Here is a 25,382-nt window from a genome sequence, read left to right as displayed (position 1 = left end):
ACGGGACCGGGCCCGTGCGGGCCCGGAATCTCCGTCACGCGGCCGGCGGCTGACCCCAGGTCGGGTCGGCCGGGTCGCGCCACGGCGGCGCGGCCGGCGCGGGCTCCTCGGGCATCAGGAACCAGACGACCGGGTACGCGAGCAGGGCCACGCCCCAGGTGAGGACGGCGAGCACGGCGAAGCCGACGCGGACGAGCACGGGGTCCACGCCGAGGTAACGGCCGAGCCCGCTGCACACACCCGCCACGATGCGGTCGTCGAGCGGTCGGCGGAGCTGCTTGTACGGTGCGATGGTCGGTTGAGTCATGACCCAAGAGTGCGGCGCGGCGGCCCCTCGCCGCCTCGGTGAGAGCCCCGATTCCGACCCTGATTCGCGGCACCGAGATGGGTGATTCGAGGGTTTGCTGTCTGTTACTACCCGGGTGCGCTCAGTGCGGAGAACCGCCCTGATCAGCGATTACTGTGGGCTATCGTCCTGTCAGGAATCCGACAGTAGATTTCTGGAGGTCACATAATCCGGGCAGAATGCCGCCCGTGACCCCCGCACTGGAGCCGCTTCGCAGGATCGCGGCCTACGCCGTCGCGACCGATCCCCAAGGCCGCGTCCTACTCGTCCGCGCCTCGACCCGGTCCGGCACTCCCGGTGTGTGGTCGCTGCCCGGCGGCGCCGTCGACCATGGCGAGGACCCGAACCACACCGTCGTCCGCGAGACCGCCGCGGAGACCGGGCTGTCCGTGGCCGTCGCCGGCCTGCGCGACGTGCTGGCCGACATGAGGTCCCTGCCGCACCGCGGCGTCACCATCCACACCGACCGCCTCATCTACGAGGTGTCGATCCGCGGCGGCAACCTCTACGACCGCGTGGGCCAGCCGACCGACCTGGCCCGCTGGCACACCCTCGGGGAGGCGGAGAGGCTGCGCCTGCGGCCGTTCACCGCCGCCGCGCTGGGCCTGCCGGCCGCCTCCGCCGATCTGCGGCCCGAGGAGGTGCCGGACTTCCCTTCCTTCTACGCCGTCGCCGGACCGGACGGGTTGCACCGCGCGCAGCGCTTCGCGGCGTACGCGATCGCCACCGACCCGCACGAGCGCCTGCTGCTCACCCGCATCGCGCCGGGCTATCCCGGCGCCGGGCGCTGGCACCTGCCCGGCGGCGGCACCGACTACGGCGAGCAGCCGGGCACCGCCCTGATCCGCGAGCTGGTCGAGGAGACCGGCCAGGTCGGCCGCCTGGTCGAGCTGCTCGGCGTCGCCAGTCACCGGGACGCGGCGTCGCTGGGCCCCGAGGGCTATCCGATCGACTGGCACGGGGTCCGCGCCTTCTACCGGGTCTTCGTGGACGCGCCGACCGAGGTGATCGTCAAGGACGTCGGCGGCTCCACCTCCGAGGCCTGCTGGATGCCGGTCAAGGCGGCCGCCGAGCTGCCCGGCGACCAGGTGACCGAGGTGACGGCCGAGGCGCTGCGGGCGGCGAGGCTAGCCTGAGGGGCGTGAAGGTCAGACGAATCGGCGCGTACGGCGTGTGCCGCGACGACACCGGGCGGGTTCTGCTCGCCCGCAACTCCGGCCTGTCGTCGTTCCCCGGACTGTGGACGCTGCCCGGCGGCGGCGTCGAGCAGGGCGAGGACCCCGACGACACGGTCGTCCGGGAGTTCGCCGAGGAGACGGGCCTGTCGGTGCGCGTGGCGGGCCTCCGTTCGGTGACGTCGGACGTGTTCCGGCTGCCGCACACCAGTACGTGGGAACACACCGACCGGATCATCTACGACGTGGAACGGGTCGGCGGCAGCCTGCGCGACGAGGCCGCGGGCACCACCGAGGCCGTCGACTGGGTGGTGCCGGAGCGGCTGCCGCTGATGCCGTTCACCGCCCGCGTCCTGGGCCTGCCCGACACCCCCTCGGACGTCCCGGACGACTCGGACGAGGCCGTCGCCCGCGCCGCCGGGAGCGGCCAGCGCTTCGGCGCGTACGGGCTGGTCACCGACCCGGACGGCCGGATCCTGCTCACCAGGATCGCGGCCGGGTATCCGGGCGCCGGCCTCTGGCACCTGCCCGGCGGCGGCACCGACCACGGCGAGTCGCCGGAGGAGGCCGTCGCCCGGGAACTGCTCGAGGAGACCGGGCAACACGGACGGGTGACCGCGCTGCTGGGCACCTCTCACCGGCACGACCCGGCCGCGATCGGCCCGGAAGGGGTGCCGATCGACTGGCATGTCGTCCGTGTCCTGTTCAGGATTCTCGTCGACAAGCCGACAGAAACAGTGGTGACCGAAGCGGGTGGATCCACGGTCGCGGCGGGGTGGTTCGACGCCACCACGTTGCGTGATCTCCCGCTGACCGAGGTCGCGAGGGCCGCCGTCGACCGACTGGCGGAGGAGACGACGCAACGATGATCGGCCGAGGCGGCCGGTGATCGGCCTAGGAGGCTTCGGTTAGAATCGTCACAGGGCCAGGCAGCGTGGGTGCCTCCCTCGCCCGTCGGGAGATCACAACTCCAGAGGATGTCGTTGCACGCGGAGCTGAAGAGGTCTGCGAGGTCTATCGCCAAGACAGCTCGGCTATGCGATTGTGTAACCCGCCTAACATGACTGTCCGTAGACGTACGGGCGAAGGGCAGCACCCCGGACCGGCTCGAGCCGCCGGGGATACCGACCCCAAGATGGAGGAGCACGTGCCGAGAACCCCTTGGCGCCGGCGTCGCACGACGGATAGTCCCCGTCCCGCCGGACGTCGTTGGGCAGGCCGGCTGCGCCGCGGCGGAACGATCGCGCGGCAAGCCCTTCTGGTGCGCGTGGGACGCAGGTCCGGCGACGCCGGACGCGCTGCCACCGCTACCCGGGCCGAGGTGATCTACACCGGCACGGAGCTTCTCCCGTCACCGTACGGCCGCAGCCGTGCGGTCGTGACCTCGGACAGCCACGGCCCCGTGCCGGCGGCCCAGCCGGTCGTCGTCGAGGCCGACTCGGCCTCGCTGCTGCCCGGCGAGCACACGATGCGCCGCCGCGTCAGCTTCGCGCTGGTCAACGCGTGCACCCTCGCGAGCCTCGGCCTCGGGCTGCTCGCCATCTTCCTTGCCATGCACGGCGACACCCGGATCGCGGCCGCCTGCCTGGTCGCGTGCGTCGGCTTCGACGGGCTCGACGGCGCCCTGGCCCGCAAGCTGGGTGTCTCCAGCCCGTTCGGCGCGCAGATGGACTCGCTGGCCGACATGTGCTCGTTCGGCCTGGCCGCCCCGGTCGTGGTCTACGCCTCGCTCGCGCACACGGTGCCGACCGCGTTCGCCGCGGTGGCCTGCATGCTGGTGGCCGGCTGCGCCGCGATCCGGCTGGCCCGCTTCAACGTCTCGCCGAAGGACGGCCGGTTCTTCTCCGGCGTGCCGACGACCATGGCCGCCGCGGTGCTGGCGCTCGCGGTGCTGATCGGCCTGCCGCTGCCCGGCGTGGTGGTGCTCGGCGGGGTGGCGCTGATGGCGTTCGCGATGGTCTCCAGCTTCCCGTACGCGAAGCTGGCCCGGCTCGTGAAGCTGCCGCCGTGGCTTTGGCTGCTGCCGATCGTCGGCGCCCTGGTGGACCCGCGCCTGACGTTCGTGCTGGTCGTGGCCGCCTACCTGGGCAGCGGCCCGGTCATGTGGCTGCGGACCCGCCGCGCCGTCTGACGTTCGGCGATCATTCGAAAGGCCGCCTTCCCCTAGGGGGAGGCGGCCTTCGACGTTGGTGCGTGCCGGTCAGATCCAGCGGGCGATCACGGAACTGGCGCCGATGACCTTGTCGCCGACCGCGACCCGGGCCTCCGCCTTGTCCGCCGGCAGGTAGACGTCCGTGCGGGAACCGAAGCGGATCAGCCCCATCCGCTCGCCGCGGGCGACCAGCGTGCCGACCGGGGTGCGCTGCACGATCCGGCGGGCGATCAGGCCCGTCCGCTGCGCCACCGCGACCGTGCCGTGGTCGGTGTCCAACACCGTGTATGCCGCCACGTTGTGCTCGGCGGCCGCCGTCATCGCGTTCGCGTAGCCGCCGTCGATCACGAAGTAGTCCGTGACCCGCCCGGCCACCGGTACGCGGTTGACGTGGACGTCCAGCACCGACAGGAAGACCGCGATGCGGAGGAACTCGCCCTCGCCGATGCGCTCGTCGGTCAGGCGCTCCACCGACAGCACCCGGCCGTCGCTGGCGGCCACGATCGTGTTCGCGTCGGTGGGGATGTCGCGCTCGGGGTCGCGGAAGAACGCCGCCACCGGGAGCGCGGCCAGGGCCGGGAGCAGCCACAGCTTCGACTTGGGCCGGGCGCTGCGGGCCAGCGCGGCCAGGCCGAGCGCGATGCCCGCCGCGGCGACGCCGTTCGAGTCGATGTGCATCGTGCGGGTGACCGGCACGCTGGACGGCCGGTATGCCGGCGCCAGCGTCGCGGCGACGCTGGTCTCGGCCTGGCTGAAGCGCAGCCGGTGCACGCGCAGCGGCGGCTGGTTGCGGGCCACCAGGTCGGTGCCGACCCCGAAGAGGGCGCTCTGCCGGAACAGCTCGGCGGCCGCGCCGCCGGTCCGTCCGGGCACGGCGGGTGTCGCCACGGAGACGACCGCGCCCTCGGTGAGGTATTTGCCCAGGCTGTCCAGCACCGCGCGGGTCTCGTCGGCGGTGCCGGTCAGCGGCTCGCCGAGGATGACCACGTCGGCCGGGGCGGCGTCGGCCAGCGAGTCCAGGATCCGGACCCGGTCCGAGACCCAGCTGCCCAGCCCGGCGATGTGATCGCGGAGCAGGTCGGCGGTGCTGCGAACGCCAGCGACCAGGGTTAGGTTGTCGCCGGGCAGCAGCGCCTCGATGGCGGCGGCCACCACGGCCGACGAGTGGTCGGCCCCGATGACCAGGGCGGTGGTGGCGGCGTTGTGGCGGGCGAACTCGGCGGTAAGGGCGCGGGCGGCGCGCGGGCCGACGCCGGTCACAGGCGCGGTGGACACGGCGGGAAACGGCGTCATGGCGGTACGAGCTCCTCGCGCTGTCGGATTTCCTCTGCTCGAAGAGCATATGGCGCCGCCCGCGGGCCTCACCCGTTGGTGTGACCTGCGGACGGCGCCCTAGCTGTCAGTCGCGCTGCGGTAGCTCGCCGGTGTCCCCGTCCGCCGCCGGCGCGGGCGGCGCCGAGGCCGGATTCGGGGCGGCGGGGGCCGGCGATTCCGTGGCCGGCGGCGTGGAGACCGGATGCTTCAGGTACGCCGGGTTCAGGTCGACCCGGTCCGCCGGGTTGTCGAGCAGCTCGCGGACGATGTCGGCGTGCATGCCGGGCGGCAGGTCGCCGGGCGTCTCCACCTGGGCCTCGGCCTGCACCGGGGCGGGCACCTCGGCGCGCCTGCCGGAGCGGATCGCGCCGAGCAGCCCGATCACCCCGAACAGGATCAGTCCGCCGGCCACCAGCCAGCCCGCGGCGGGCAGGTGTACCGACATCACCCGGGTGATCGCCCACCAGACCGCGATAAGCAGAAAGATCAGTCCGAAGCTCAGCGAGATGCCGTCAGTGCGGTGCGGCTTCATCGGGTCACCTCCACGTCGCCGGTGTTCATTTCGATGTTGAGCCGCAGCTTGCCGCCGCCGGCGCCGTCGGCACCCAGATCGGTGATCTCCTGGGTGCTGAGGTCGTTGCCCTCCCACGAGCGGCCGAAGATCTGTGCCCGGCCGCCGTCCATCTGGACGGTGGTGGTGGCGTCGACGTTGTCGGGTAGCAGCACCTTGAGCTGCCCGACCTTCATCGCGACCGTGGTGACCTGCTCCTTGCCGGTGAAGTCGACCGCACGCAGGTCCAGGGTGGCCGTACCGATGGTGAAGTCGTAGCGGTCCGCGACCGCGCCGATGGTCTGCGGCCGGTAGGAGCTGTTGCCCAGCTCGCCGCCCCAGGTCTCGGCGCCGCTGGAGATCGCGAGGCCCAGGCTGGCCAGCACCGCCAGGAAGATGAGCCCGCGGGCCCGGCCGAACCAGGCGCCCACGATCAGGCCGAGCGCGATCGTGGTGAGCGCGGCCGCGAAGTAGGCCGAGACCGAGACGTCCACGCCGGCCAGGTCGAACAGGGCCAGCAGGCCCATGACCATCACGATCATGAAGAACGTGATGCGGCCGAGCTTCGAGCGCTCCCGTGGCGGCTTGGGCGGCTTCGGCGGCTTCGGCGGCGCCGGCGGGTGCACCGCCGGTCCGGCCGCCTGCTGCGCCCAGGGTCCGTGCGGGGCGAACGGTGGCCGGTAGCCGCCAGCCGGCGGCGCATAGGCCGTGCTCGGCGGGATGTACGCGGCCTGCGTGTAGTTCGGCGGCGGGTAGCCGGGCGGGGCGGAGGCCGGCGGGCCGTAGTTCGGGGGCCGGGGCGGCAGCGGCGCGGTCACCGGTTCGCCGGCCGGTGCGGCCGCGGCCGGGAACGCCGCGGTCCGCTCGTCGCCCGGCGCCTCGGCAGCGGGCGGTGCGGGTGCCGGTGCCGCGGGAAACGTGGCGGCGCTCGCCGCCGACCAGGGCTCGGCCGGCGCCGGACCCGGCGTCTCGGCGGTCCGGCCGGCGTTCAGCCGGTTGTTGCGCTTGAGGACCAGCGCGCCGCCGACCAGGACCGCCGCGGCCAGCAGGGTCGCGCGGAAGCCGTCCCGGACGACGAACGCGAAGGTCAGCACCGCGGCCGCGCTCACCAACAGGATCGAGAGCGGAGCCATCGCCGAGCGGCCGCGGCCGAGCAGCGACTCGACCGGGGAGCCGGTGTCGCCCTCGGCCGGTATCAGCAGCCAGGCGACCAGGTAGATCAACACGCCGACGCCGCCGAAGAAGCCGAGCACGGCCAGCACGACGCGCCAGAGCACCGGGTCGGTGTTGGTGGCGTTGGCGATCGCGCCGGAGACGCCGGCGATGTATCGGCCGCGGGTGGGCCGGATCAGCTTCTCGCGGGAGAAGGCGGGCCCGTCCGGCGCGCCGAACCACGGCGGGGGCTCGGCGCCCGGGGGCGGCTGGGCCCCGGGAGGAGGCGGTGCGGCGCCCGGTGGCGGCGGAGGGGGCGGGTCTGCCGCGGTGGGTGCGTCCGCGGCCGGCGGCTCGTAGGCCGCGGGCGGTGGGTCGGACGCCGGAGGTACGGCGGAAGGTGCCGGAGCGTCCTGCGACGACCCGGAAGCTTCGCGGGACTGGGCAGCTTCGTCGGTCATGCCTTCGATACTGGCGGTACCGCTACCCGAACCGCCTCAGGCGGCGACCCTGACGCCACCCTGAGATCCGGGGGCCCCGCGGATCGGGGAGTTACCCCGTGGCCGTTGCCCCCGGCGCGTGTGACGATCGAACAGGCCGGACTCAACCGTGCCCGGAGCCTGGAGGAGGAGCGATCACCGCCGCCGCCGCACCACCGCCGCGCCGCCTGTACCGGCCGCGCGACCACCGTGTCATAGCCGGTGTCGCCTCCGGTCTCGCGCGTCATCTGCGCGTACCGGTCACGGCGGTACGTATCGCCCTCGTGCTCCTGCTCGGTTTCAACGGGCTGGGCCTACTCCTCTACGCGGTCTTCTGGGCCGTGCTCCCGCAGCAGTCGCCCACCGGCGAGCAGCGCGCCCACCGCGACCTGGCGTTGCTGCTGCCGTTCGGCGCGATCGGCCTCGGCGTCGTCCTGCTGCAGGGCCTGCTCTTCGGCGGCAAGGGCGACACCGCAGGCACGGCGGGCTGGCTGATCGCGATCACGGCGGTCGGCGTCGGCGTGATCTGGCACCAGTCCGATCCGACCCGCCGCGGCCAGTTCGCGGACAACCCGCGGGCGCCCTGGCTCGCCGCGGTCGTGGCGGAGAGCGACCGCCGCTCGTTCCTGTTCCGGTTCGTCGGCGGCGGCGTGCTGGTCGCGGTGGGTGTCATCGGCGCGCTGGCCGTGTACGCGCCCGCCGGCAACCTCACCACCGTCGTCAACGGCGTGATCTTCGCGCTGGTCGGCCTGCTCGGCGTCGCGGTCGTCATGGCGCCCCTGCTCTGGCGTACGTTCAGCCAGCTGCGCTCGGAGCGCGAGGGCCGCATCCGTGAGCAGGAGCGCGCGGAGGTCGCGGCGATGATCCACGACCAGGTGCTGCACACGCTCGCCCTGATCCAGCGCAACTCCGCGGACATCAAGGAGGTGCAGCGGCTTGCCCGCGGCCAGGAGCGCAGCCTGCGCAACTGGCTGTACAAGCCGATGGCGTCGCCGACCGAACGGTTCGCGGCGGCGCTCGAGCAGGCGTCCGCCGAGGTCGAGGACACCTACGCGATCTCGGTCGAGACCGTCGTGGTCGGCGACACCGAGTGCGACGAGCGGGTCGCCGCGCTGGTCGCCGCCGCGCGCGAGGCGCTGGTCAACGCGGCCCGCCACGCCGGGGTGGAGACCGTGTCGCTCTACGCGGAGGTCGAGGCCGACGAACTGAGCGTGTTCGTTCGTGACCGGGGCGCCGGTTTCGACCCGGCGGAGGTGGAGGATACGAGACACGGCGTCCGCGGCTCGATCGTCGGGCGGATGCGGCGGCACGGCGGCAAGGCCGAGATCCGCAGCGCACCCGGCGACGGCACCGAGGTACGCCTGACGCTGCCCGCTTCGCGGGAGAGCGTCTCCGCCGGAAAGGAGACTGCACGATGACCGAGCCTGTAGCCGAGGAGAACCGGCGGCTGACCGTCTTCCTCGTGGACGACCATGCGATGTTCCGGGCCGGCGTCCGTGCCGAGCTCGGCGCGCACGTCGAGGTGGTCGGCGAGGCCAGTTCGGTGGCGGAGGCCGTCACCCGGATCGCCGCGACCTCCCCGGACGTGGTCCTGCTCGACGTGCACATGCCCGACGGCGGCGGCCGTGCCGTGCTCGACGCGATGCGGCGTACGCATCCGCAGGTCAAGTTCCTGGCCCTGTCCGTCTCCGACGCCGCCGAGGACGTGATCGGCCTGATCAGGGCCGGCGCCCGCGGCTACGTGACGAAGACGATCTCGCCGGAGGAGCTCGCCGCGGCGATCCGGCGGGTGGCCGACGGCGACGCGGTGTTCAGCCCGCGGCTCGCCGGCTTCGTGCTGGACGCGTTCGCGTCGCGCCCGGACGTGCCCGTCGCGGACCCCGAACTGGATCAGCTCACCAACCGCGAACGCGAGGTGCTGCGGCTGCTCGCCCGCGGCTACGCGTACAAGGAGATCGCCAAGGAGCTGTACATCTCGATCAAGACGGTGGAGACGCACGTGTCGAACGTGCTGCGCAAGCTGCAGATGTCCAACCGTTACGAACTCTCAAGGTGGGCGGCGGATCGCCGACTTGTGTAGGTGTACCCAACCGTCTAGAGCGGTCGTTTTGCCAAGTAGGGGACAAAGCGGGCGCTCCAGTAACTGTTGGTTACTGCACTGTTACAAGTAACCCAAAACCAGAGGTCAGCGGCATGTAGCCGACCGAGAAGATGATCTTCGTACAGCGGCGGCGGCGCATCGGGCTAATATCGGCTTGATAACGGCGCCGCCATGGCCTAGGGGCCCTGTGCGAAGGTGTCCTCTACTCACACAACCCCTCGTGAGCGCCCTTGAAGGAGTAACTCCCATGCTCGGGAATCGTCCATGGAAGATGGCGGTCGGCGCGACCGCCATCGCCTTGTTGGCCGCTGGCTGCTCTGGAGGTGGGTCGGAAGACACCGACTCCAACTCCAACACCATCGTCATTGGTATCGGAGAGCCGCAGCACCTGATTCCGTCGAATGCGACTGAGTCGAGTGGCGCCCAGGTCCTCTCCTCGCTGTTCTACCCCCTCATCGACTTCGACGCCCAGAGCAAGCCGGTCGAGGTCGGCGCCGAGTCGGTCACCTCGGACGACAACAAGGTCTGGACGGTGAAGCTGAAGGATGGCTTCACGTTCAGCAATGGCGAGCCCGTCATCGCCGATAACTTCATCGACGCCTGGAACTACGGCGCGTACGGCCCCAACGGCCAGGGCGCGTCCTACTTCTACGAGCGCATCGAGGGCTACGCCGACCTGCAGTCGGTCGACCCCGATGGTGAGGACGGCCCGAAGAAGGCCCCCGAGCCCAAGGCCAAGACGCTGACCGGCCTGAAGAAGATCGACGACAGCACCTTCACGGTGACCCTGTCGGCGCCCTTCGCCGGCTGGGAGTCCGTCATGGGCTACACCGCGTTCTACCCGCTGCCGAAGGCCGCCTTCTCCGCCCCCGGCGTCATCGCCGACGGGTTCGAGGACGCGATCATCGGTAACGGCCCCTTCAAGATGAAGGGCACCTGGGAGCACGACTCCCAGATCGTGGTCGAGAAGGTCGACGGCTTCAAGGGCACCGCCCCGAAGGTCGACGGCATCACCTGGAAGATCTACCAGGACCAGAAGGCGGAGTACGCCGACCTCCTCGCGGAGAACGTCGACGTCCAGACGACCATCCCGATCGAGAGCCTGGCCGCCGCGCCCGGCGACCTGGGTGCTCGCTTCCTGAAGAGCCCGAGCTCCTCGTTCGCGTTCGTCGGCTTCCCGACGTTCCAGAAGGAGTTCGCCAAGAAGGAGGTCCGGCAGGCCCTCTCCATGGCGGTCAACCGCCAGGAGATGACCGACCAGATCTTCCTCGGTTCGCAGACGCCGGCCACGTCGTTCGTGTCCCCGGTGGTTGCCGGTTACCGCGAGAACACCTGCGGTGACAACTGCAAGTACGACCCGGCGAAGGCCAAGGCGCTCTACGAGGCCAACGGCGGCCCCAAGAAGATCCAGGTCACCTACAACGCCGATGGTGGCCACAAGGCGTGGGTCGACGCCATGTGCAACCAGATCAAGGCGTCGCTCGGCATCGAGTGCACGGGCGTCGGCGAGCCCAAGTTCGCCGACCTGCTCACCAAGGTCGAGAAGAAGGAGCCGGTCGGCCTCATCCGCCTCGGCTGGCTGATGGACTACCCGCTGATGGAGAACTACCTCGGCCCGCTGTACGGCACCGGTGGCTCCTCCAACTACTACGGCTACACCAACCCGGCGTTCGACAGCCTGGTCAAGGAGGGCTCGGCGGCCAAGACGACCGACGAGGCCATCGCCAAGTGGCAGGCGGCCGAGGACATCCTCGCCCAGGACATGCCGGTCATCCCGCTGCGATTCGGTCAGAACGTCTTCGGCCACTCGCAGAAGGTCAAGAATGTCGAGGTTGACCTGTTCTCGAAGGTTAACCTCTACAAGATCGAAGTCAACAGCTAGTCCAGACCGTTAGTGCAGTGGTGGCGCCACGGATAATGTGCAACCGTGGCGCCACCGCTGTGTTCCCCTACTTATAGCCGCCGTGCCCACGAGGCGCGGCGGCGCATCTTCCGCGGAAGAGGCTAAATCCGTATGTTCCGCTACATCGTGCGGCGCTTACTTCAGATGGTTCTGACGTTCTTCGGAGCCACCTTCATCGTGTATGCGCTGATGTTCGCCAACCAGGACGACCCCCTCCAGGCGTTGGCGGGCGAACGGCCCCTTACCCAGAACGTGCGCCAGGCACTGACCGAGCGCTATCACCTCGACGAGCCCTTCCTCATGCAGTACTGGTACTACATGAAGGGGATGCTCACCGGAGATTTCGGCACCTCGCTGACCGGCCGGTCGATCAAGAGCATGATGGAGACGGCTTGGCCCGTGACCATCCGGCTGGCGCTCATCGCGATGGTCATCGCCGCCACCGTCGCCGTCGTCGCCGGCGTCATCTCCGGCATCCGCCGAGGAAGCACGTTCGACAACGTGACCCTGGTGATCACGCTGATCATCCTCTCCCTGCCGATCGTGGTGCTCGCCCCGATCGCGCAGCTGGTCTTCGCCATCAAGCTGGGCTGGTTCCCGCCGACGGCCGGCGCCAATCCGACCTTCTGGGCGCTGTTACTACCGGCGCTGGTCCTCGGCAGCCTCGTGATCGCGACCGAGCTGCGGGTCACCCGCTCGTCGGTCGCCGAGAACCTGCGCTCCGACTACGTTCGCACGGCACGGGCCAAGGGTCTGTCCCGCAAGCGGGTGATCGGCGTGCACGTGCTGCGAAATTCGCTCATCCCTGTGGTGACGCTCATCGGTGTCGACATCGGCGGCCTGATGTCCGGCGCCATCGTCACCGAACGAATCTTCAACATCCCCGGCGTCGGGTTCAATCTCTTCCGAGGCATCACGACGGAGGACGGGCCGCTGGTGGTCGGCTTCGTCAGCATCCTTGTCATAGTCTTCCTGGTCGTGAACCTGCTGGTTGACCTGCTGTACGCCGCACTGGACCCGAGGATTCGTTATGAGTGATCTTGAATCAGTAATGGCGGCCGAGGGTCCGACAGGGCAGCTTCAGGAGCCCAGGCACGCCGACAAGCGCGACAAACCACGCAGTCTCGCCGCCGACGCCTGGATCGACCTGCGTCGCAACAAGATCTTCTGGTTCGCGGCCGTCCTGGTCGTGATCATCTTGGCGATGGCTGCCTTCCCGTCGATGTTCGGCGCGGGAGACCCGCGTGACTGCGCGCTGAGCCGCCAGCACGCCCCGGCAAGCGGCACCGCCTTCTTCGGATACGACTTCCAGGGCTGTGACGTCTACGCCAAGACCATCTACGGCGCCCGCGCCTCGATCGTCGTCGGCGTGCTCGCCACGCTGCTCTCGGGCCTCATCGGGCTGGCCTTCGGGCTCAGCTCCGGCTACTCCGGTGGCTGGCTCGACGCGCTGCTGTCCCGTTTCGTCGACATCGTCCTCGGCGTGCCGTTCCTGCTGGCCGCGATCGTTCTCGCGCGGCGCCTGGCGTCGGACCCGAACAGCACGGGCGTCGTGGCCGTCACGATCACGCTGGGTGTGCTGGGCTGGACGACGGCCGCCCGCATCATGCGGTCCGCGGTGATCACGTCCAAGAATCAGGACTACGTCGCGGCGGCCCGCATGCTCGGCGCCGGTCCGGGGCGCATCATGCTCCGGCACATCCTGCCGAACTCGATCGCGTCGTTCGTCGTGGTGCTGACGATCCTGTTGGGCACGAACATCGCCACCGAGGCCACGCTGTCGTTCCTCGGCATCGGGCTCAAGAACGGTGCCATCTCCTGGGGCATCGCGATCGCCGAGGCCGGTCCGTACGTCCGGACCGCACCCGCCCCGCTGATCTGGCCGTCCATCTTCCTCGCGGCCACTGTGCTGGCCTTCATCATGCTGGGCGACGCCATCCGCGACGCCTTCGACCCGAAGCTGCGGTGACCGCGACATGACCGATATCAAGGCGCAGATCGACGTTCTGCCCGGGCTCGATCCGCACGCACCGTTGCTCGAGGTCACCGATCTGCACGTGGAGTTCCGCACCCAGTACGGCGTCGCGCGCGCCGTCAACGGCGCCAACTTCGTGCTGTCGCCCGGCGAGACCCTCGCCATCCTCGGCGAGTCCGGCTGTGGCAAGTCCGTGACCGCGCAGGCGATCATGGGCATTCTCGAAAGCCCGCCCGGCTTCATCACCCAGGGCGAGGTCAAGTACCGCGGCCTCGACCTGCTGAAGCTGCCGGAGAAAGAGCGCCGCAGGGTGCGCGCCAACCAGATCGCGATGATCTTCCAGGACGCGCTGTCGGCGCTGAACCCCGTGTTCAGCATCGGCTACCAGATGGCCGAGCTCTTCCGGGTGCACCGCGGCATGTCCCGCGGCGACGCCAAGCGGCGCTCGATCGAGCTGCTCGACCAGGTCAAGATCCCGGCCGCGAAGGCCCGGATCGGCGACTACCCGCACCAGTTCTCCGGCGGCATGCGCCAGCGCGTGATGATCGCGATGGCGCTCGCCCTGGACCCCGAGGTGCTGATCGCCGACGAGCCCACCACGGCGCTCGACGTGACCGTGCAGGCGCAGATCATGGGCCTGCTCGCCGAGCTGCAGCAGCAGCGCAACATGGGCCTCATCCTGATCACCCACGACATGGGCGTGGTCGCCGACGTCGCGGACCGCATCTCGGTGATGTACGCGGGCAAGGTCGTCGAGGAGGCGCCGGTCTACGACATCTACGCGCGGCCGGCGCACCCGTACACGAAGGCGCTGCTCGAGTCGATCCCGCGGCTCGACATGAAGGGCCGGGAGCTCAAGGTAATCAAGGGCCTCCCGCCCGCGCTGACGGACATCCCGAAGGGCTGCGCCTTCAACCCGCGCTGCACCTACACCCAGGATGTCTGCCGGCAGAACCCGGCGCCGCCGCCGTACTTCGTCGCTCCGGGCCGTACGTCCCGTTGCCACTTCTGGAGGGAGGTCGCAGGCGAATGAGCGACCGCAATGAAGTCGTGCTCGAGACCAAGAATCTCGTGAAGCACTTCCCGATCACCCAGGGCATCGTCTTCAAGACGAAGGTCGGCGCGGTCCGCGCGGTCGACGGCGTGGACATCCAGCTGCGCCGCGGCGAGACCCTCGGCGTCGTCGGCGAGTCCGGCTGCGGCAAGTCGACCCTGGCCAAGCTGCTGGTCGGCCTCGAGAAGCCGACCTCGGGTGAGATCAACGTCCGCGGCGAGGACATGGTCAAGCTCAGCGGCGGCAACCTGCGGCGGGCCCGCCGCAACATCCAGATGGTGCTGCAGGACCCGTACACCTCGCTGAACCCCCGCATGACGGTCGGCGACATCATCGGGGAGCCGTTCGAGATCCACCCCGAGGTCACGCCCCGCAAGGGCCGGGCCCGGGCGGTGCAGGACCTGCTCGACACGGTCGGCCTCAACCCCGACCACGTCAACCGGTACCCGCACCAGTTCTCGGGCGGACAGCGTCAGCGCATCGGCATCGCCCGCGCGCTGGCCCTGAAGCCGGAGATCATCGTCTGCGACGAGCCGGTCTCGGCGCTCGACGTGTCGATCCAGGCGCAGGTCATGAACCTGCTGGAGGGCCTGCAGAGGAACTTCGGCCTGTCGTACATCTTCATCGCGCACGACCTGTCCGTGGTCCGGCACATCTCGACTCGGGTCGCGGTCATGTACCTGGGCAAGATCGTGGAGATCGGCAACGACCAGCAGATCTACGAGCAGCCGACCCACCCGTACACCCAGGCGCTGCTCTCGGCGGTCCCGGTGCCGGACCCCCGGCTGCGCGGCCGCCGTGACGAGATCGTCCTGGAGGGCGACGTCCCGTCGCCGGCCAACCCGCCGTCGGGCTGCCGGTTCCGGACCCGCTGCTGGAAGGCCCGGTCGGTCTGCGCGGAGCAGGAGCCCCTGCTGCAGATCCGGGAGCGCTCGCCACACCCGAGCGCCTGCCACTTCGCCGAACCGCGCGACGTGGTGCACGCAGTCTGAGGAATCGCGTTCGAGGAGGGGCCTGCCGATCCGGCGGGCCCCTTTCTCCTACCCCGTCAGGCGATCGAGGTACGGCGTCAAAGGGGTCCGCGGCCGGCGCGGAGCAGCAGCAATGCCACCTGCGTGCCGTCCGGGCCGAGGGCCTCGCGGAAGCGTTCCACGATCTCCCGCTCGCGGCTGAGCACCAGCCGCGTGCCGCCCGATGCCATCCGGGTGCGGCCGACCTGCTGGCTCAGGCGGGAGCGCTCCAGCCACAGGTCGATCAGGGACTGGTCGATCTCGTCGATGCGTTCGCGGATGGCCTTGATCTCCTCCACGGCCGGCTCCGCGCCGGCGCCGGTGGGCTGGTCGATCAGGTCTGCGCTCATGTCGTGCTCCTCGGGTGCTGGCGCCCCGGTCGGCCCGGCCCGGGCAGCATCAAGCCCCGGGCTGGGAGGCCCGGGGCTTGGTGTAGGTCTGTCGTTCAGACGCGTCCTACGGTCGCCGGACTTCCGGTGCCGTAGTAAAAAAATCGCGTCTGTTGGATCACGCAGCGAGTATGACCCCGGCCCGGGCCGCTTCGCAAGGAAACGGCCCGAACCGTGGGAATGTACTGCTCAGCCGGCCCTCGTGATGCGGTTGGCCGGGCCCGGCGCGACCGGCGTGCCGGTGCCCAGGTAGCCGACGAGGGCGTCGACGTCGAAGCCCGGGGCCGTGGTGCGGCCCGTGCCCAGCGTCAGGTTGGTGAAACCGTCGCCGCCGTTGGCCAGGAAGTCGTTCGTGGTGACCTGGTAGCTGGCGGCGGGGTCGATCGGGACGCCGCCCAGGGCCAGGGCCGACACCCGCGAGCCCGCCGGGGCGGTGCTGTTCCAGGAGTAGGTCAGGCCCGCGGACACCTGCAGGATGCGCTGCGTTGTCTGCCCGCCGAAGCCGACGAACTGCTGCTCCAGCACGTTCTTGAGCTGCGCGCCGGTGAAGGTCTGCGTGACCACCAGGTTGTTGAACGGCTGGACGGTGAACGCCTCGCCGTATGTGACCTGGCCGTTGGCCTCGCCGCCCGCCGACGCCTCGGCGTCGAAGTCGGCGCGGATGCCGCCGGGGTTCATCAGCGCGATCTGGGCGTTGCTCGCCTTGGTCCAGGCCAGCTGCGCGTCGGCGATCACGTCGCCCAGCGGGGACTCGCCGTTGGCGCCGGCCGTACGGGTGATGTCGCCCGTGATGCTGCCGACGACCCGGTTGGCGATCGGGGCGACCGCGGTGCGGTACTTGTCCGCGACCTTCTTCGCCTTCGCGTCGACCGTGGCCGGGTTCTTCAGGAACACGCCCGCGGCGTCCTTGAGCCAGCCGCCGTTGCCGTCGGAGACGCCGTTCTCCACGACGACGTTCTTGGCCGTGACCTCGGCGAAGCGACCCGTGCGCCGGTCGATGGAGTAGTCGATGTCGGTGATCAGCTGGCCGTTGGTGCCGGCACTGGTCACGACCGAGGTGCTCTTCGAGTTCGGCAGCGTGCACGAGTAGAAGCGGTGCGTGTGTCCCGAGACCACCAGGCTGAACTCCGGGTTCAGGCCGGCGACGATCGGCACGATCGGGCCGGAGAAGTTGTTGCAGTCCGAGGTGCCGGGTACCGGGACGCCCTCGGACGCGCTCTGCTGGCCGCCCTGGTGCACGAGCAGCACCTGCGCCTTGACGCCGAACAGCTTCAGCAGGTCGCCCCACTTGTTCGCCGTCTCGACCTCGTTCGCGAAGCGCACGTTCTTGATGCCGGCCGGGTTCACGATGCCGGGGGTGCCCTCGAGGGTCAGGCCGACGAAGCCGACCGGTACGCCGTCGACGAACTTGATGTCGATCGGCGGGAGGATCGGCAGGCCGGTCTTCTTGCTGATCGTGTTGGCGGCGAGGTAGGTGAACTTCGCGCCCTTGAAGCCGTCGCCGTCCTGGCAGCCGTCGGTCGGGTGGCAGCCGCCGCGCTGCATGCGGATCAGCTCGTCGACGCCCTCGTCGAACTCGTGGTTGCCGACCGAGCTCACCTGGAGCCCGACCTCGTTCATCAGTTCGATCGTCGGCTCGTCGTGGAAAGCCGCGCTGACCAGCGGAGTTCCGCCGATCAGGTCGCCGGCGCCGACGGTCAGGGTCGAACGGCCGTCCGCGGCCGCCTCGGTGCGCAGCTTCTTCAGGTAGGTGGCGAGGTATTCGACGCCGCCGGCGGGAGTGCCGTTCACGGCCGCGCCGCTACCGCCGGGCGGGTCGATGGCGCCGTGGAAGTCGTTGTAGCTGAGGAACTGGCCCTTGACCGTCTTGCCGGACAGTCCGTAGGAAACGCTGGCGGGCGCCATGCCGGGCAGGTGCTGCGCGGCGGGAGCGTGTGACTCGGAGCGCGTCATCGGCAGGGTGGCGATGACGGCCAGAGCGAGGGCCGGTACGGCGAGATGACGCGTCGCGGCCCAGCCGCTGCGGCGGGGGTGGTCCATAGTATTGGGTCTCCCGATCGGGTTACGGATCAACCAACTGACACAGCCTCGTGTATCGATCCTGGTCAGCGCTACTACTTCCGGGTGACAGCTTGGTTGCGGCGGCCCATCCGATGACCGGTCGGGAGACATATGTCCGACCCTGGATCGCGCGACCGCCCCGGAGAACATTGTCGGAGGTGCGGCATAGACTTGTCCGGCGATGCGAGCCCTTCCGGAAAACTCCCAGCCCCTGTTCGCAATGCCGCCTGTCCAGGAGGGGACGCCGCCCGTCCAGGAGGGCGGATCCCGGAGTCCGGAGGGCGCGCCCAAGCGGCAGCCGGCCCGCCGGCTCGATCCCGAGTCGCTGCTCGTCGGCCTCAACACCCCGCAGCGCGACGCCGTCACCCACGCCGGTTCGCCGCTGCTGATCGTGGCCGGTGCCGGGTCCGGCAAGACCCGGGTGCTCACCCACCGGATCGCCTATCTGCTGGCCGAGCGGGACGTGCATCCCGGCCAGATCATCGCGATCACCTTCACCAACAAGGCCGCCGGTGAGATGAAGGAGCGGGTCGCCGCGCTGGTCGGCCCGCGGGCCCGGCTGATGTGGGTGTCGACCTTCCACTCGGCGTGCGTGCGCATCCTGCGGGCCGAGCACGAGCACGCCGGGCTGAAGAGCACGTTCTCGATCTACGACGCCGACGACTCGCGGCGGCTGATGCAGCTCGTGGCCCGCGAGCTGGATCTCGATCCGAAGCGCTACACCGCTCGCGGCCTCGCCGCACAGGTGTCGAACCTGAAGAACGAGCTGGTCGAGCCCGAGGATTTCAAGAATCGAGCGAAAGGCCCCAACGAGCGCGCCGTCGCGGAGGCCTACGTGCTCTACCAGCGCCGCCTGGCCGAGGCGCACGCGCTGGACTTCGACGACATCATCATGGCGACCGTGCACCTGCTCCAGTCGCACCCGCACGTCGCGGAGGCCTACCGGCGTCGCTTCCGGCACGTGCTCGTCGACGAATACCAGGACACCAACCACGCGCAGTACATGCTGGTGAAGGAGCTGGTCGGGCCCGTGGACGGGGACCCGGCGCCGGGTGAGCTCTGCGTCGTCGGCGACGCCGACCAGTCGATCTACGCCTTCCGCGGCGCCACGATCCGCAACATCCTGGAGTTCGAGCGCGACTATCCCGACGCGCGCACGATCCTGCTGGAGCAGAACTACCGCTCCACACAGACGATCCTGTCCGCGGCCAACGCGGTGATCGACCGCAACACCTCACGCAAGCCCAAGCGGCTCTGGAGCGACCAGGGCGCCGGCGAGCAGATCGTCGGGTACGTGGCCGACACCGAGCACGCCGAGGCCGACTGGGTGGCCCGCGAGATCGACCGGCTCGGCGACAACCACGAGGTGCGCCCCGGCGACGTCGCGGTCTTCTACCGCACCAACGCGCAGTCGCGTGTCTTCGAGGAGGTGTTCATCCGCGTCGGCCTGCCCTACAAGGTGGTCGGCGGGGTGCGCTTCTACGAGCGCAAGGAGGTCCGCGACGCGCTGGCCTACCTGCGCGCGGTGGTCAACGACGACGACACGGTGAGCATCCGCCGCGTGCTCAACACGCCACGCCGCGGCATCGGCGACCGGGCCGAGGCCTGTGTCGAGGCACTGTCCACCCGCGACCGCATCTCTTTCGGCCAGGCCCTGCGCGGCGCCAAGGGCGCACCAGGCATCTCGACCCGCGCGGCCAACAGCATCGCCGACTTCGTGCGGCTGCTCGACGACCTGCGGGAGCAGTCCAGGACGGCGCCGCCCGAGGAGGTGCTGGAGGCCGTGCTTCAGCGCTCCGGTCTGCTGTCCGAATTGGAGGACAGCCTCGACCCGCAGGATCAGGGCCGGGTGGAGAACCTGCAGGAGCTGGTCAGCGTCGCCCGCGAATACACCGAACGGGTCGAGGCACAGGCCGCGGAGGACGACGACGCGCCGGCCGCCACCCTCGCCGGCTTCCTCGAGCAGGTCGCGCTCGTCGCCGACGCCGATCAGATCCCCAGCGACGACCCCGACCATCAGGGCGTGGTCACCCTGATGACGCTGCACACGGCGAAGGGCCTCGAGTTCCCGGTGGTGTTCCTGACCGGTCTCGAGGACGGCGTCTTCCCGCACATGCGCGCGCTCGGCGACAATGCCGAGCTCGAGGAGGAGCGTCGGCTCGCCTACGTCGGCATCACCCGGGCCCGGCAGCGGCTCTACCTGTCCCGCGCGGTGACCCGGTCGGGGTGGGGCCAGCCGCAGTACAACCCGCCCTCGCGCTTCACCGACGAGCTGCCGGCCGAGCTGGTGCGCTGGGAGCGCACCGCCGGGTCCTACACGTCGTGGTCCGGCACGGGCGGCGGCGTCGGCGGTCGCGGTGGGGGAGACCGCGGGCGCGGCGGAGGCTTCGCCGGGGGTACCCCCAAGGCGCAGCAGCTGGCGTCGCGCCTCGGCGTCGACGCCAGCAGGCTGACGACGGCGAGCGAGCTGAAGCAGACGCCGAAGGTGGCGGCCGGCGACCGGGTCAACCACCAGCGCTACGGCCTGGGCCGGGTCGTGACCGTGGAGGGCCACGGTCCCGGGGCGCGCGCCCAGATCGACTTCGGCGACCAGGTCATGTGGCTCGTGCTGCGCCACGCACCCGTCGAGAAGCTCTAGCGCCGGCAGGGCGGCACGGCGGCGGTATCAGTCGGTCGTGCAGCCGAGGTCGACGCCGCGCTTGTGCATCCAGCGGGTCGGCTCGATCGGGTTCTGGTAGCTGCCCTTGTGCACCTCGAAGTGCAGGTGCGGGCCGGTCGAGTGGCCCGTGGAGCCCTCCTTGCCGATCCGGTCGCCGGCCTTGACGGCCTGGCCCGCCTGTACCGTGATGGCCGACATGTGCCCGTAGTGGGTCAGGTAGCCGTTGCCGTGGTCGATCAGCACCGCGTTGCCGTAGCCCTCGGCCGGGCCCGCCGACACGACCTTGCCCGCGCCCGCGGCGCGGATCGGGGTGCCGTGCGGCGCCGCCAGGTCTACGCCGGCGTGCAGGCGGCCCCACCGCTGGCCGAAGCAGGACGTCACCGAGCCGTCGGGCATCGGGTTCACCCACGGCCGCGGCTTCGCCTTGCGGCTCCGGGGGACGAACGACAGCCCGGTGTCCAGCGACAGCCCGCCGGTGGCGCGGAGGGCGGCGGGGGCCGGGGCCGGGACGGCCATCGGGTCGGAGAGCTTCAACTGTGCGGCGGCCTGGGTGCGTGCCTTAGCGGCACCCGGGGACGAGGATGCGCTGTCGGATGCGCCCACGACGCCCGCGACGCCGACACCGGCGACCAGCGCGGCGGCCACCACGTAGCGGCCCCGCTCGACGATCGGCCGGGTCGGGGCACGGTGGCTGTGCGTCTCGGCAGTCCGGCGGTGGCGACCCCTGCTGTTCCCGTTGGCTCGATGCTGCACGACGGGGTGATCCTCCAGGGGTCTCGGCGTCCGACATCTGCCTGTCGGCGCCGCCCTGCGGATCATGAGAGGAACAGGCCCGGTGCAACCGCCGCGGTGGTAGCACGGTTGCGGGCACGCGAAAACGCGGCCGGACCGTGAGGTCCAGCCGCGTCGGGTAGTGCGGGATCAGGAGGCGCCGACTCCGTAGACCGACTCGATCCGGAGCTTGATGTCGACGCCCTGATCGCGCAGGAAGACGATCGGGTCGGTCGGGGCGCCGTTGACGTGGACCTCGAGGTGCAGGTGCGTGCCGTAGGAGTAGCCCGTGTTGCCGACCTCGCCGATGATCTGGCCGGCCTTGACGGTGTCGCCGGCCTTGACCAGGAGGCGCCGGGAGTGCGCGTAGATCATTTCGGTGCCGTCGGTGTGCTTGACGGTGATGGCGTAGCCGTAGCCGCCGTTGTAACCCGCGGCCGTCACCTGGCCCGCGTGCACCGCCTTGTACGGGGTGCCCTCGGGCGCCGCCAGATCGATGCCGGCGTGCAGCTTGCCGAAGCGGACGCCGTAGGGCGAGGTGAACTGGTAGTCGTCGAGAGGGAGCAGCCAGGCCTCGGCCTCGGCCTGCTCGTCGGAGATCTTGGCGCTGGCGGTGCGGTCCTCGCCACGCGACGCACGGTCGCCGTCGGCGGACCGGTCGGCGAGGGCATCGCCCGCCTCGAGGTTCTGCAGGACCGAGGGGTTGATGGTCTTGGCGTCCGGCAGCTGCGAGGCGGCACCGAGGGCCACGACTCCGGCGCCGACGAAAGCGGAGGTGACGACGACCGCATAGCGGCTGCGCGGAGGTGTGGGCACGCGGCGACGGCCGCGATAGCGGTCGGGCTCAGACGACAAGCGCTGACGCACGAACAACCCTCCGTCGGTGGCAAAGAGCGGCAGCCACCAAGCTTGGAACAGATGCTGAACGGTGGTTTGCCGGGCGGTCGGTCTGGGGTTAACCAGTTGACAGCCGTGGGCCACGGTAACGAAACGCAACGCGAGTCACAAGTCGCAGCGCCAATTCCCTGACAGTTAACTGTCGGCATTCGGGAGTGATTGTCCGAGTTAGCTGCTTTTCTGAGTAGGGGCGGTGTTGGCTCTCCGTAACTGCCATTTCGACACAAAGTCATGTGACGTGGAATACGTTAAACGGTGCTTGCTTAGTGCGGTCGGATGCTCTTGTGCCGGCCGGTAGTACGGGGCGGCGGCTTCCGGGGTTCAACCGCGGGGGGTTACCGTTCGTTCAGGTGGCAGTTTCAGATGGTCGGCCGGCAGTGCAGCCGGTGAGCGCCGAAGGGGTCGAAGATGCAAGCACGGATCAGGGTCGTGGTGGCGAAGCCGGGGCTGGACGGGCACGACCGCGGCGCGAAGGTCGTGGCCCGGGCGTTGCGGGACGCCGGCATGGAGGTCGTGTACACCGGCCTGCACCAGACGCCCGAGCAGATTGTCGAAACCGCGATCCAGGAGGACGCCGACGCCATCGGGCTGTCGGTGCTCTCGGGTGCGCACATGACATTGTTTCGGCGCGTAGTGGAACTGTTGACGGAACGTGATGCGGCCGACATCGTGGTATTCGGCGGCGGCATCATTCCGGCCGACGACATTACCGAACTGGAGAAGATCGGCGTCGCGCATATCTTCACGCCGGGCGCGACTACCGCATCCATCATCGAATGGGTACGCGCCAATGTGGCCACGCCTGTAGCGTGACCAATTAGCTGCGAAGAGTTAAGGGGAGAGGCCGGACGCACCCCTCACACGTCCGGCCTCTCTATGCACGATGCCCCGCCGCCACCCCTCGACCGACAGGGCATCGGCCGCTTTCATCGGTGCTCAGCGCTCCGACATCACACTCAACGACGCCTCCTGGGCAGGGTTACGCGACCAGGGGCCACTTTTTCCCGTTTTTCCCGGGTGCCCGCCCGGCTCATCGCCGGCGGGGTGCGCGCGGGAGTTTCCGCGGTCGTCGCCGAGTTCGGTGCGGACGGCGTCCAACAGGCGTAGAACTCGACCTGTGCCGTCTTGCACACCGCGTACCCGCGGCGGTGCGGCCGGCGGCCGGGTGGCTAGGCTGCGAAATGAGGCCCTAGGGCCGACATTTCTCTCACGCTGGCGGCGACGCAACGACGCGCCGCGGACATCAGGTCGGGACGCAGGTACGCGGCTTGCCGGGGCAAGCGTCGCGAGCGAAAGGAGACACGTGGACCTGTTCGAGTATCAGGGGCGCGACCTGTTCGAACGGCACGGGCTGCCCGTGCTGGGCGGCGGCGTCGCCGAGACCCCGCAGGAGGCCCGCGCGATCGCCGAGCGCCTCGGCGGCCGGGTCGTCGTCAAGGCCCAGGTGAAGGTCGGCGGCCGTGGCAAGGCCGGCGGCGTCAAGCTCGCGGCCGACGCCGCCGAGGCCGAGGCCCGCGCCGGCGACATCCTCGGTATGGACATCAAGGGCCACACCGTGCACAAGGTGATGCTGGCCGAAACGGCGGACATCAAGGAGGAGTACTACTTCTCCTACCTGCTGGACCGGGCCAACCGCACCTTTCTCTGCATCGCCAGCGTCGCCGGCGGCATGGAGATCGAGACGGTCGCCGAGGAGGACCCGGAGCGGGTCGCCAAGATCGCGATCGACGCCAACGAGGGCGTGGACGAGGCCAAGGCGCGCGAGATCGTCGCCGCCGCGAAGTTCCCGGCCGAGGTCGCCGAGCACGTCGTCGACATCGCGGTGAAGCTCTGGCAGGCCTTCGTGGCCGAGGACGCCACCCTGGTCGAGGTCAACCCGCTCGCCAAGGTCGGCGACGGCCGGGTGCTCTGCCTGGACGCCAAGATCACCCTGGACGAGAACGCCGGCTTCCGGCACGCCGACCACGAGGCGCTGGTCGACCAGTCCGCGGTCGACCCGCTGGAGCAGGCCGCCAAGGCCAAGAACCTCAACTACGTCAAGCTCGACGGCGAGGTCGGCATCATCGGCAACGGCGCGGGCCTGGTCATGTCGACGCTCGACGTGGTCGCGTACGCGGGCGAGGGCCACGGCGGCGTCAAGCCGGCCAACTTCCTCGACATCGGCGGCGGCGCCAGCGCGCAGGTCATGGCGAACGGCCTCGAGATCGTGCTCGGCGACCCGGCGGTCAAGTCGGTCTTCGTGAACGTCTTCGGCGGCATCACCGCGTGCGACGAGGTCGCGAACGGCATCATCCAGGCGCTGGCCCTGCTCGGCGAGCGCGGCGAGGCGGTCACCAAGCCGCTCGTGGTCCGCCTCGACGGCAACAACGCCGAGGCCGGCCGGGCCATCCTGGACTCGGCCGACAACCCGCTGGTGCAGCGGGTGGACACGATGGACGGTGCGGCCGAGCGTGCCGCCGAGCTCGCAGCTGCGGGGAAGTGACGACATGGCTATCTGGCTCACCAAGGACTCCAAGGTCATCGTCCAGGGCATGACCGGCTCGGAGGGTTCCAAGCACACCCGCCGGATGCTCGCCGCGGGCACGAACGTGGTCGGCGGCGTCAACCCGCGCAAGGCGGGCACGAGCGTCGACTTCGACGGCACGTCGCTGCCGGTCTTCGCCTCCGTAGGCGAGGCCATGAAGGAGACCGGCGCGGACGTGTCGGTCATCTTCGTGCCGCCGGCGTTCACCAAGGCCGCGGTGCTCGAGGCGATCGACGCCGAGATCCCGCTGGCCGTGGTGATCACCGAGGGCGTACCGGTGCAGGACTCTGCCGCGTTCTGGGCGCACAACATCGCCCAGGGGCAGAAGACCCGCATCGTCGGCCCGAACTGCCCCGGCATCGCCTCGCCGGGCGCCTCCAACGCCGGCATCATCCCGGCGGACATCACCCCGGCCGGCCGCATCGGCCTGGTCAGCAAGAGCGGCACGCTGACCTACCAGCTCATGTACGAGCTGCGCGACATCGGCTTCTCGACCTGTGTCGGCATCGGCGGCGACCCGATCATCGGCACCACGCACATCGACGCGCTGAAGGCGTTCCAGGAGGACCCGGACACCGACGCGATCGTGATGATCGGCGAGATCGGCGGCGACGCCGAGGAGCGCGCGGCCGAGTTCATCAAGGCCAACGTGACCAAGCCGGTCGTCGGCTACATCGCCGGCTTCACCGCCCCGCCCGGCAAGACCATGGGCCACGCGGGCGCGATCATCTCCGGCTCGGCCGGCACCGCCGACGCCAAGAAGGAGGCCCTCGAGGCCGCCGGCGTCAAGGTCGGCAAGACCCCGAGCGAGACCGCGCGGCTCATGCGCGAGGTCATGAGCTGATTTTGGTACGGCAACAGGCGCGCCGC

Annotated in this window: 22 protein-coding genes; 14 read left to right on the top strand and 8 right to left on the bottom strand. The window is 70.1% G+C overall.

Annotated features, from left to right (window positions below; genetic code table 11):
• Positions 1–34: 34 nt before the first annotated feature.
• Positions 35–307 (bottom strand): PspC domain-containing protein, encoded by a 273-nt coding sequence (locus AB0B58_RS38550; RefSeq protein ID WP_360234931.1) that lies wholly within the window; start codon positions 305–307, stop codon positions 35–37.
• A 227-nt stretch (positions 308–534) separates the two neighbouring features.
• On the opposite strand from AB0B58_RS38550, the gene AB0B58_RS38545 reads away from it, so the two are divergent.
• The 3 genes from AB0B58_RS38545 to AB0B58_RS38535 all read left to right on the top strand — a co-directional run bounded on the left by AB0B58_RS38545 (position 535) and on the right by AB0B58_RS38535 (position 3,652).
• Positions 535–1,482, top strand: coding sequence for an NUDIX domain-containing protein (locus AB0B58_RS38545; protein ID WP_360234928.1), 948 nt, complete (start codon positions 535–537; stop codon positions 1,480–1,482).
• 5 nt (positions 1,483–1,487) lie between these two features.
• Entirely contained in the window at positions 1,488–2,390 is a 903-nt protein-coding gene (locus AB0B58_RS38540; protein WP_360234925.1) for an NUDIX domain-containing protein, read from the top strand.
• A gap of 353 nt (positions 2,391–2,743) precedes the next feature.
• Entirely contained in the window at positions 2,744–3,652 is a 909-nt protein-coding gene (locus AB0B58_RS38535; RefSeq protein WP_360234986.1) for a CDP-alcohol phosphatidyltransferase family protein, read from the top strand.
• A 69-nt stretch (positions 3,653–3,721) separates the two neighbouring features.
• On the opposite strand, the gene AB0B58_RS38530 is transcribed toward AB0B58_RS38535, so the two are convergent.
• The 3 genes from AB0B58_RS38530 to AB0B58_RS38520 form a co-directional block, all read right to left on the bottom strand.
• Positions 3,722–4,966, bottom strand: coding sequence for a phosphatidylserine decarboxylase (locus tag AB0B58_RS38530; protein WP_360234922.1), 1,245 nt, complete (start codon positions 4,964–4,966; stop codon positions 3,722–3,724).
• Between the two features lie 106 nt (positions 4,967–5,072).
• Positions 5,073–5,519, bottom strand: a complete 447-nt coding sequence (locus AB0B58_RS38525) for a phage holin family protein (RefSeq protein WP_360234920.1) — start codon at positions 5,517–5,519, stop codon at positions 5,073–5,075.
• The gene (locus AB0B58_RS38520; protein WP_360234917.1) at positions 5,516–7,150 is read right to left on the bottom strand and encodes a PspC domain-containing protein; all 1,635 of its coding nucleotides are present in this window, start codon (positions 7,148–7,150) and stop codon (positions 5,516–5,518) included. Before AB0B58_RS38520 ends, AB0B58_RS38525 begins: the two co-directional genes overlap by 4 nt.
• A 206-nt stretch (positions 7,151–7,356) precedes the next feature.
• Between AB0B58_RS38520 and AB0B58_RS38515 the strand changes: the two genes are divergently transcribed.
• The 7 genes from AB0B58_RS38515 (at position 7,357) to AB0B58_RS38485 (ending at position 15,193) form a co-directional block, all read left to right on the top strand.
• Positions 7,357–8,586, top strand: coding sequence for a PspC domain-containing protein (locus AB0B58_RS38515; protein ID WP_360234983.1), 1,230 nt, complete (start codon positions 7,357–7,359; stop codon positions 8,584–8,586).
• Positions 8,583–9,248 (top strand): response regulator transcription factor, encoded by a 666-nt coding sequence (locus AB0B58_RS38510; RefSeq protein ID WP_360234914.1) that lies wholly within the window; start codon positions 8,583–8,585, stop codon positions 9,246–9,248. The genes AB0B58_RS38515 and AB0B58_RS38510 overlap by 4 nt, the downstream gene beginning before the upstream one ends.
• Positions 9,249–9,516: 268 nt before the next feature.
• Positions 9,517–11,151 (top strand): ABC transporter substrate-binding protein, encoded by a 1,635-nt coding sequence (locus tag AB0B58_RS38505; RefSeq protein ID WP_360234911.1) that lies wholly within the window; start codon positions 9,517–9,519, stop codon positions 11,149–11,151.
• Positions 11,152–11,283: 132 nt separating this feature from the next.
• Positions 11,284–12,210: an ABC transporter permease gene (locus AB0B58_RS38500; RefSeq protein ID WP_360234908.1), complete on the top strand. Its 927-nt coding sequence runs from the start codon at positions 11,284–11,286 to the stop codon at positions 12,208–12,210.
• Complete coding sequence (locus tag AB0B58_RS38495; protein WP_360234905.1) at positions 12,203–13,141, top strand: ABC transporter permease; 939 nt, start codon at positions 12,203–12,205, stop codon at positions 13,139–13,141. Before AB0B58_RS38500 ends, AB0B58_RS38495 begins: the two co-directional genes overlap by 8 nt.
• A gap of 7 nt (positions 13,142–13,148) precedes the next feature.
• The gene (locus AB0B58_RS38490) at positions 13,149–14,180 is read left to right on the top strand and encodes an ABC transporter ATP-binding protein (RefSeq protein ID WP_360234902.1); all 1,032 of its coding nucleotides are present in this window, start codon (positions 13,149–13,151) and stop codon (positions 14,178–14,180) included.
• The gene (locus AB0B58_RS38485) at positions 14,177–15,193 is read left to right on the top strand and encodes a dipeptide ABC transporter ATP-binding protein (RefSeq protein WP_360234899.1); all 1,017 of its coding nucleotides are present in this window, start codon (positions 14,177–14,179) and stop codon (positions 15,191–15,193) included. The genes AB0B58_RS38490 and AB0B58_RS38485 overlap by 4 nt, the downstream gene beginning before the upstream one ends.
• A gap of 77 nt (positions 15,194–15,270) precedes the next feature.
• On the opposite strand, the gene AB0B58_RS38480 is transcribed toward AB0B58_RS38485, so the two are convergent.
• Both AB0B58_RS38480 and AB0B58_RS38475 read right to left on the bottom strand, forming a co-directional pair.
• On the bottom strand, positions 15,271–15,561 hold the full coding sequence (locus AB0B58_RS38480) for a chorismate mutase (RefSeq protein WP_360234896.1): 291 nt from the start codon (positions 15,559–15,561) through the stop codon (positions 15,271–15,273).
• A gap of 228 nt (positions 15,562–15,789) precedes the next feature.
• The gene (locus tag AB0B58_RS38475; RefSeq protein ID WP_360234893.1) at positions 15,790–17,640 is read right to left on the bottom strand and encodes a bifunctional metallophosphatase/5'-nucleotidase; all 1,851 of its coding nucleotides are present in this window, start codon (positions 17,638–17,640) and stop codon (positions 15,790–15,792) included.
• Between the two features lie 241 nt (positions 17,641–17,881).
• On the opposite strand from AB0B58_RS38475, the gene pcrA reads away from it, so the two are divergent.
• Positions 17,882–20,299: a DNA helicase PcrA gene (gene pcrA, locus AB0B58_RS38470; RefSeq protein WP_360234890.1), complete on the top strand. Its 2,418-nt coding sequence runs from the start codon at positions 17,882–17,884 to the stop codon at positions 20,297–20,299.
• Positions 20,300–20,326: 27 nt separating this feature from the next.
• Here the strand turns inward: pcrA and AB0B58_RS38465 are convergent, their stop codons facing one another.
• Both AB0B58_RS38465 and AB0B58_RS38460 read right to left on the bottom strand, forming a co-directional pair.
• Positions 20,327–21,073 carry a M23 family metallopeptidase gene (locus tag AB0B58_RS38465; RefSeq protein ID WP_360234887.1) on the bottom strand — a complete coding sequence of 249 codons (747 nt, stop codon included), beginning with the start codon at positions 21,071–21,073 and terminating at the stop codon, positions 20,327–20,329.
• A 168-nt stretch (positions 21,074–21,241) separates the two neighbouring features.
• Entirely contained in the window at positions 21,242–21,958 is a 717-nt protein-coding gene (locus AB0B58_RS38460) for a M23 family metallopeptidase (protein WP_360234884.1), read from the bottom strand.
• Between the two features lie 438 nt (positions 21,959–22,396).
• Between AB0B58_RS38460 and AB0B58_RS38455 the strand changes: the two genes are divergently transcribed.
• The 3 genes from AB0B58_RS38455 to sucD all read left to right on the top strand — a co-directional run bounded on the left by AB0B58_RS38455 (position 22,397) and on the right by sucD (position 25,356).
• A complete protein-coding gene (locus AB0B58_RS38455; protein ID WP_360234881.1) occupies positions 22,397–22,801 on the top strand; it encodes a cobalamin B12-binding domain-containing protein in 405 nt (134 codons plus the stop codon).
• Between the two features lie 490 nt (positions 22,802–23,291).
• The gene (gene sucC, locus AB0B58_RS38450) at positions 23,292–24,470 is read left to right on the top strand and encodes an ADP-forming succinate--CoA ligase subunit beta (protein ID WP_360234878.1); all 1,179 of its coding nucleotides are present in this window, start codon (positions 23,292–23,294) and stop codon (positions 24,468–24,470) included.
• A 4-nt stretch (positions 24,471–24,474) separates the two neighbouring features.
• The gene (gene sucD, locus AB0B58_RS38445) at positions 24,475–25,356 is read left to right on the top strand and encodes a succinate--CoA ligase subunit alpha (protein WP_360234875.1); all 882 of its coding nucleotides are present in this window, start codon (positions 24,475–24,477) and stop codon (positions 25,354–25,356) included.
• The last annotated feature ends 26 nt before the right edge of the window (positions 25,357–25,382 follow it).

This window comes from Actinoplanes sp. NPDC049118 (assembly GCF_040648555.1).
In the GTDB taxonomy this organism is placed as follows: domain Bacteria; phylum Actinomycetota; class Actinomycetes; order Mycobacteriales; family Micromonosporaceae; genus Actinoplanes.
The sequence above is the reverse complement of the archived record's forward strand: the minus strand, read 5'-3'. Positions and strand labels throughout refer to the sequence as shown.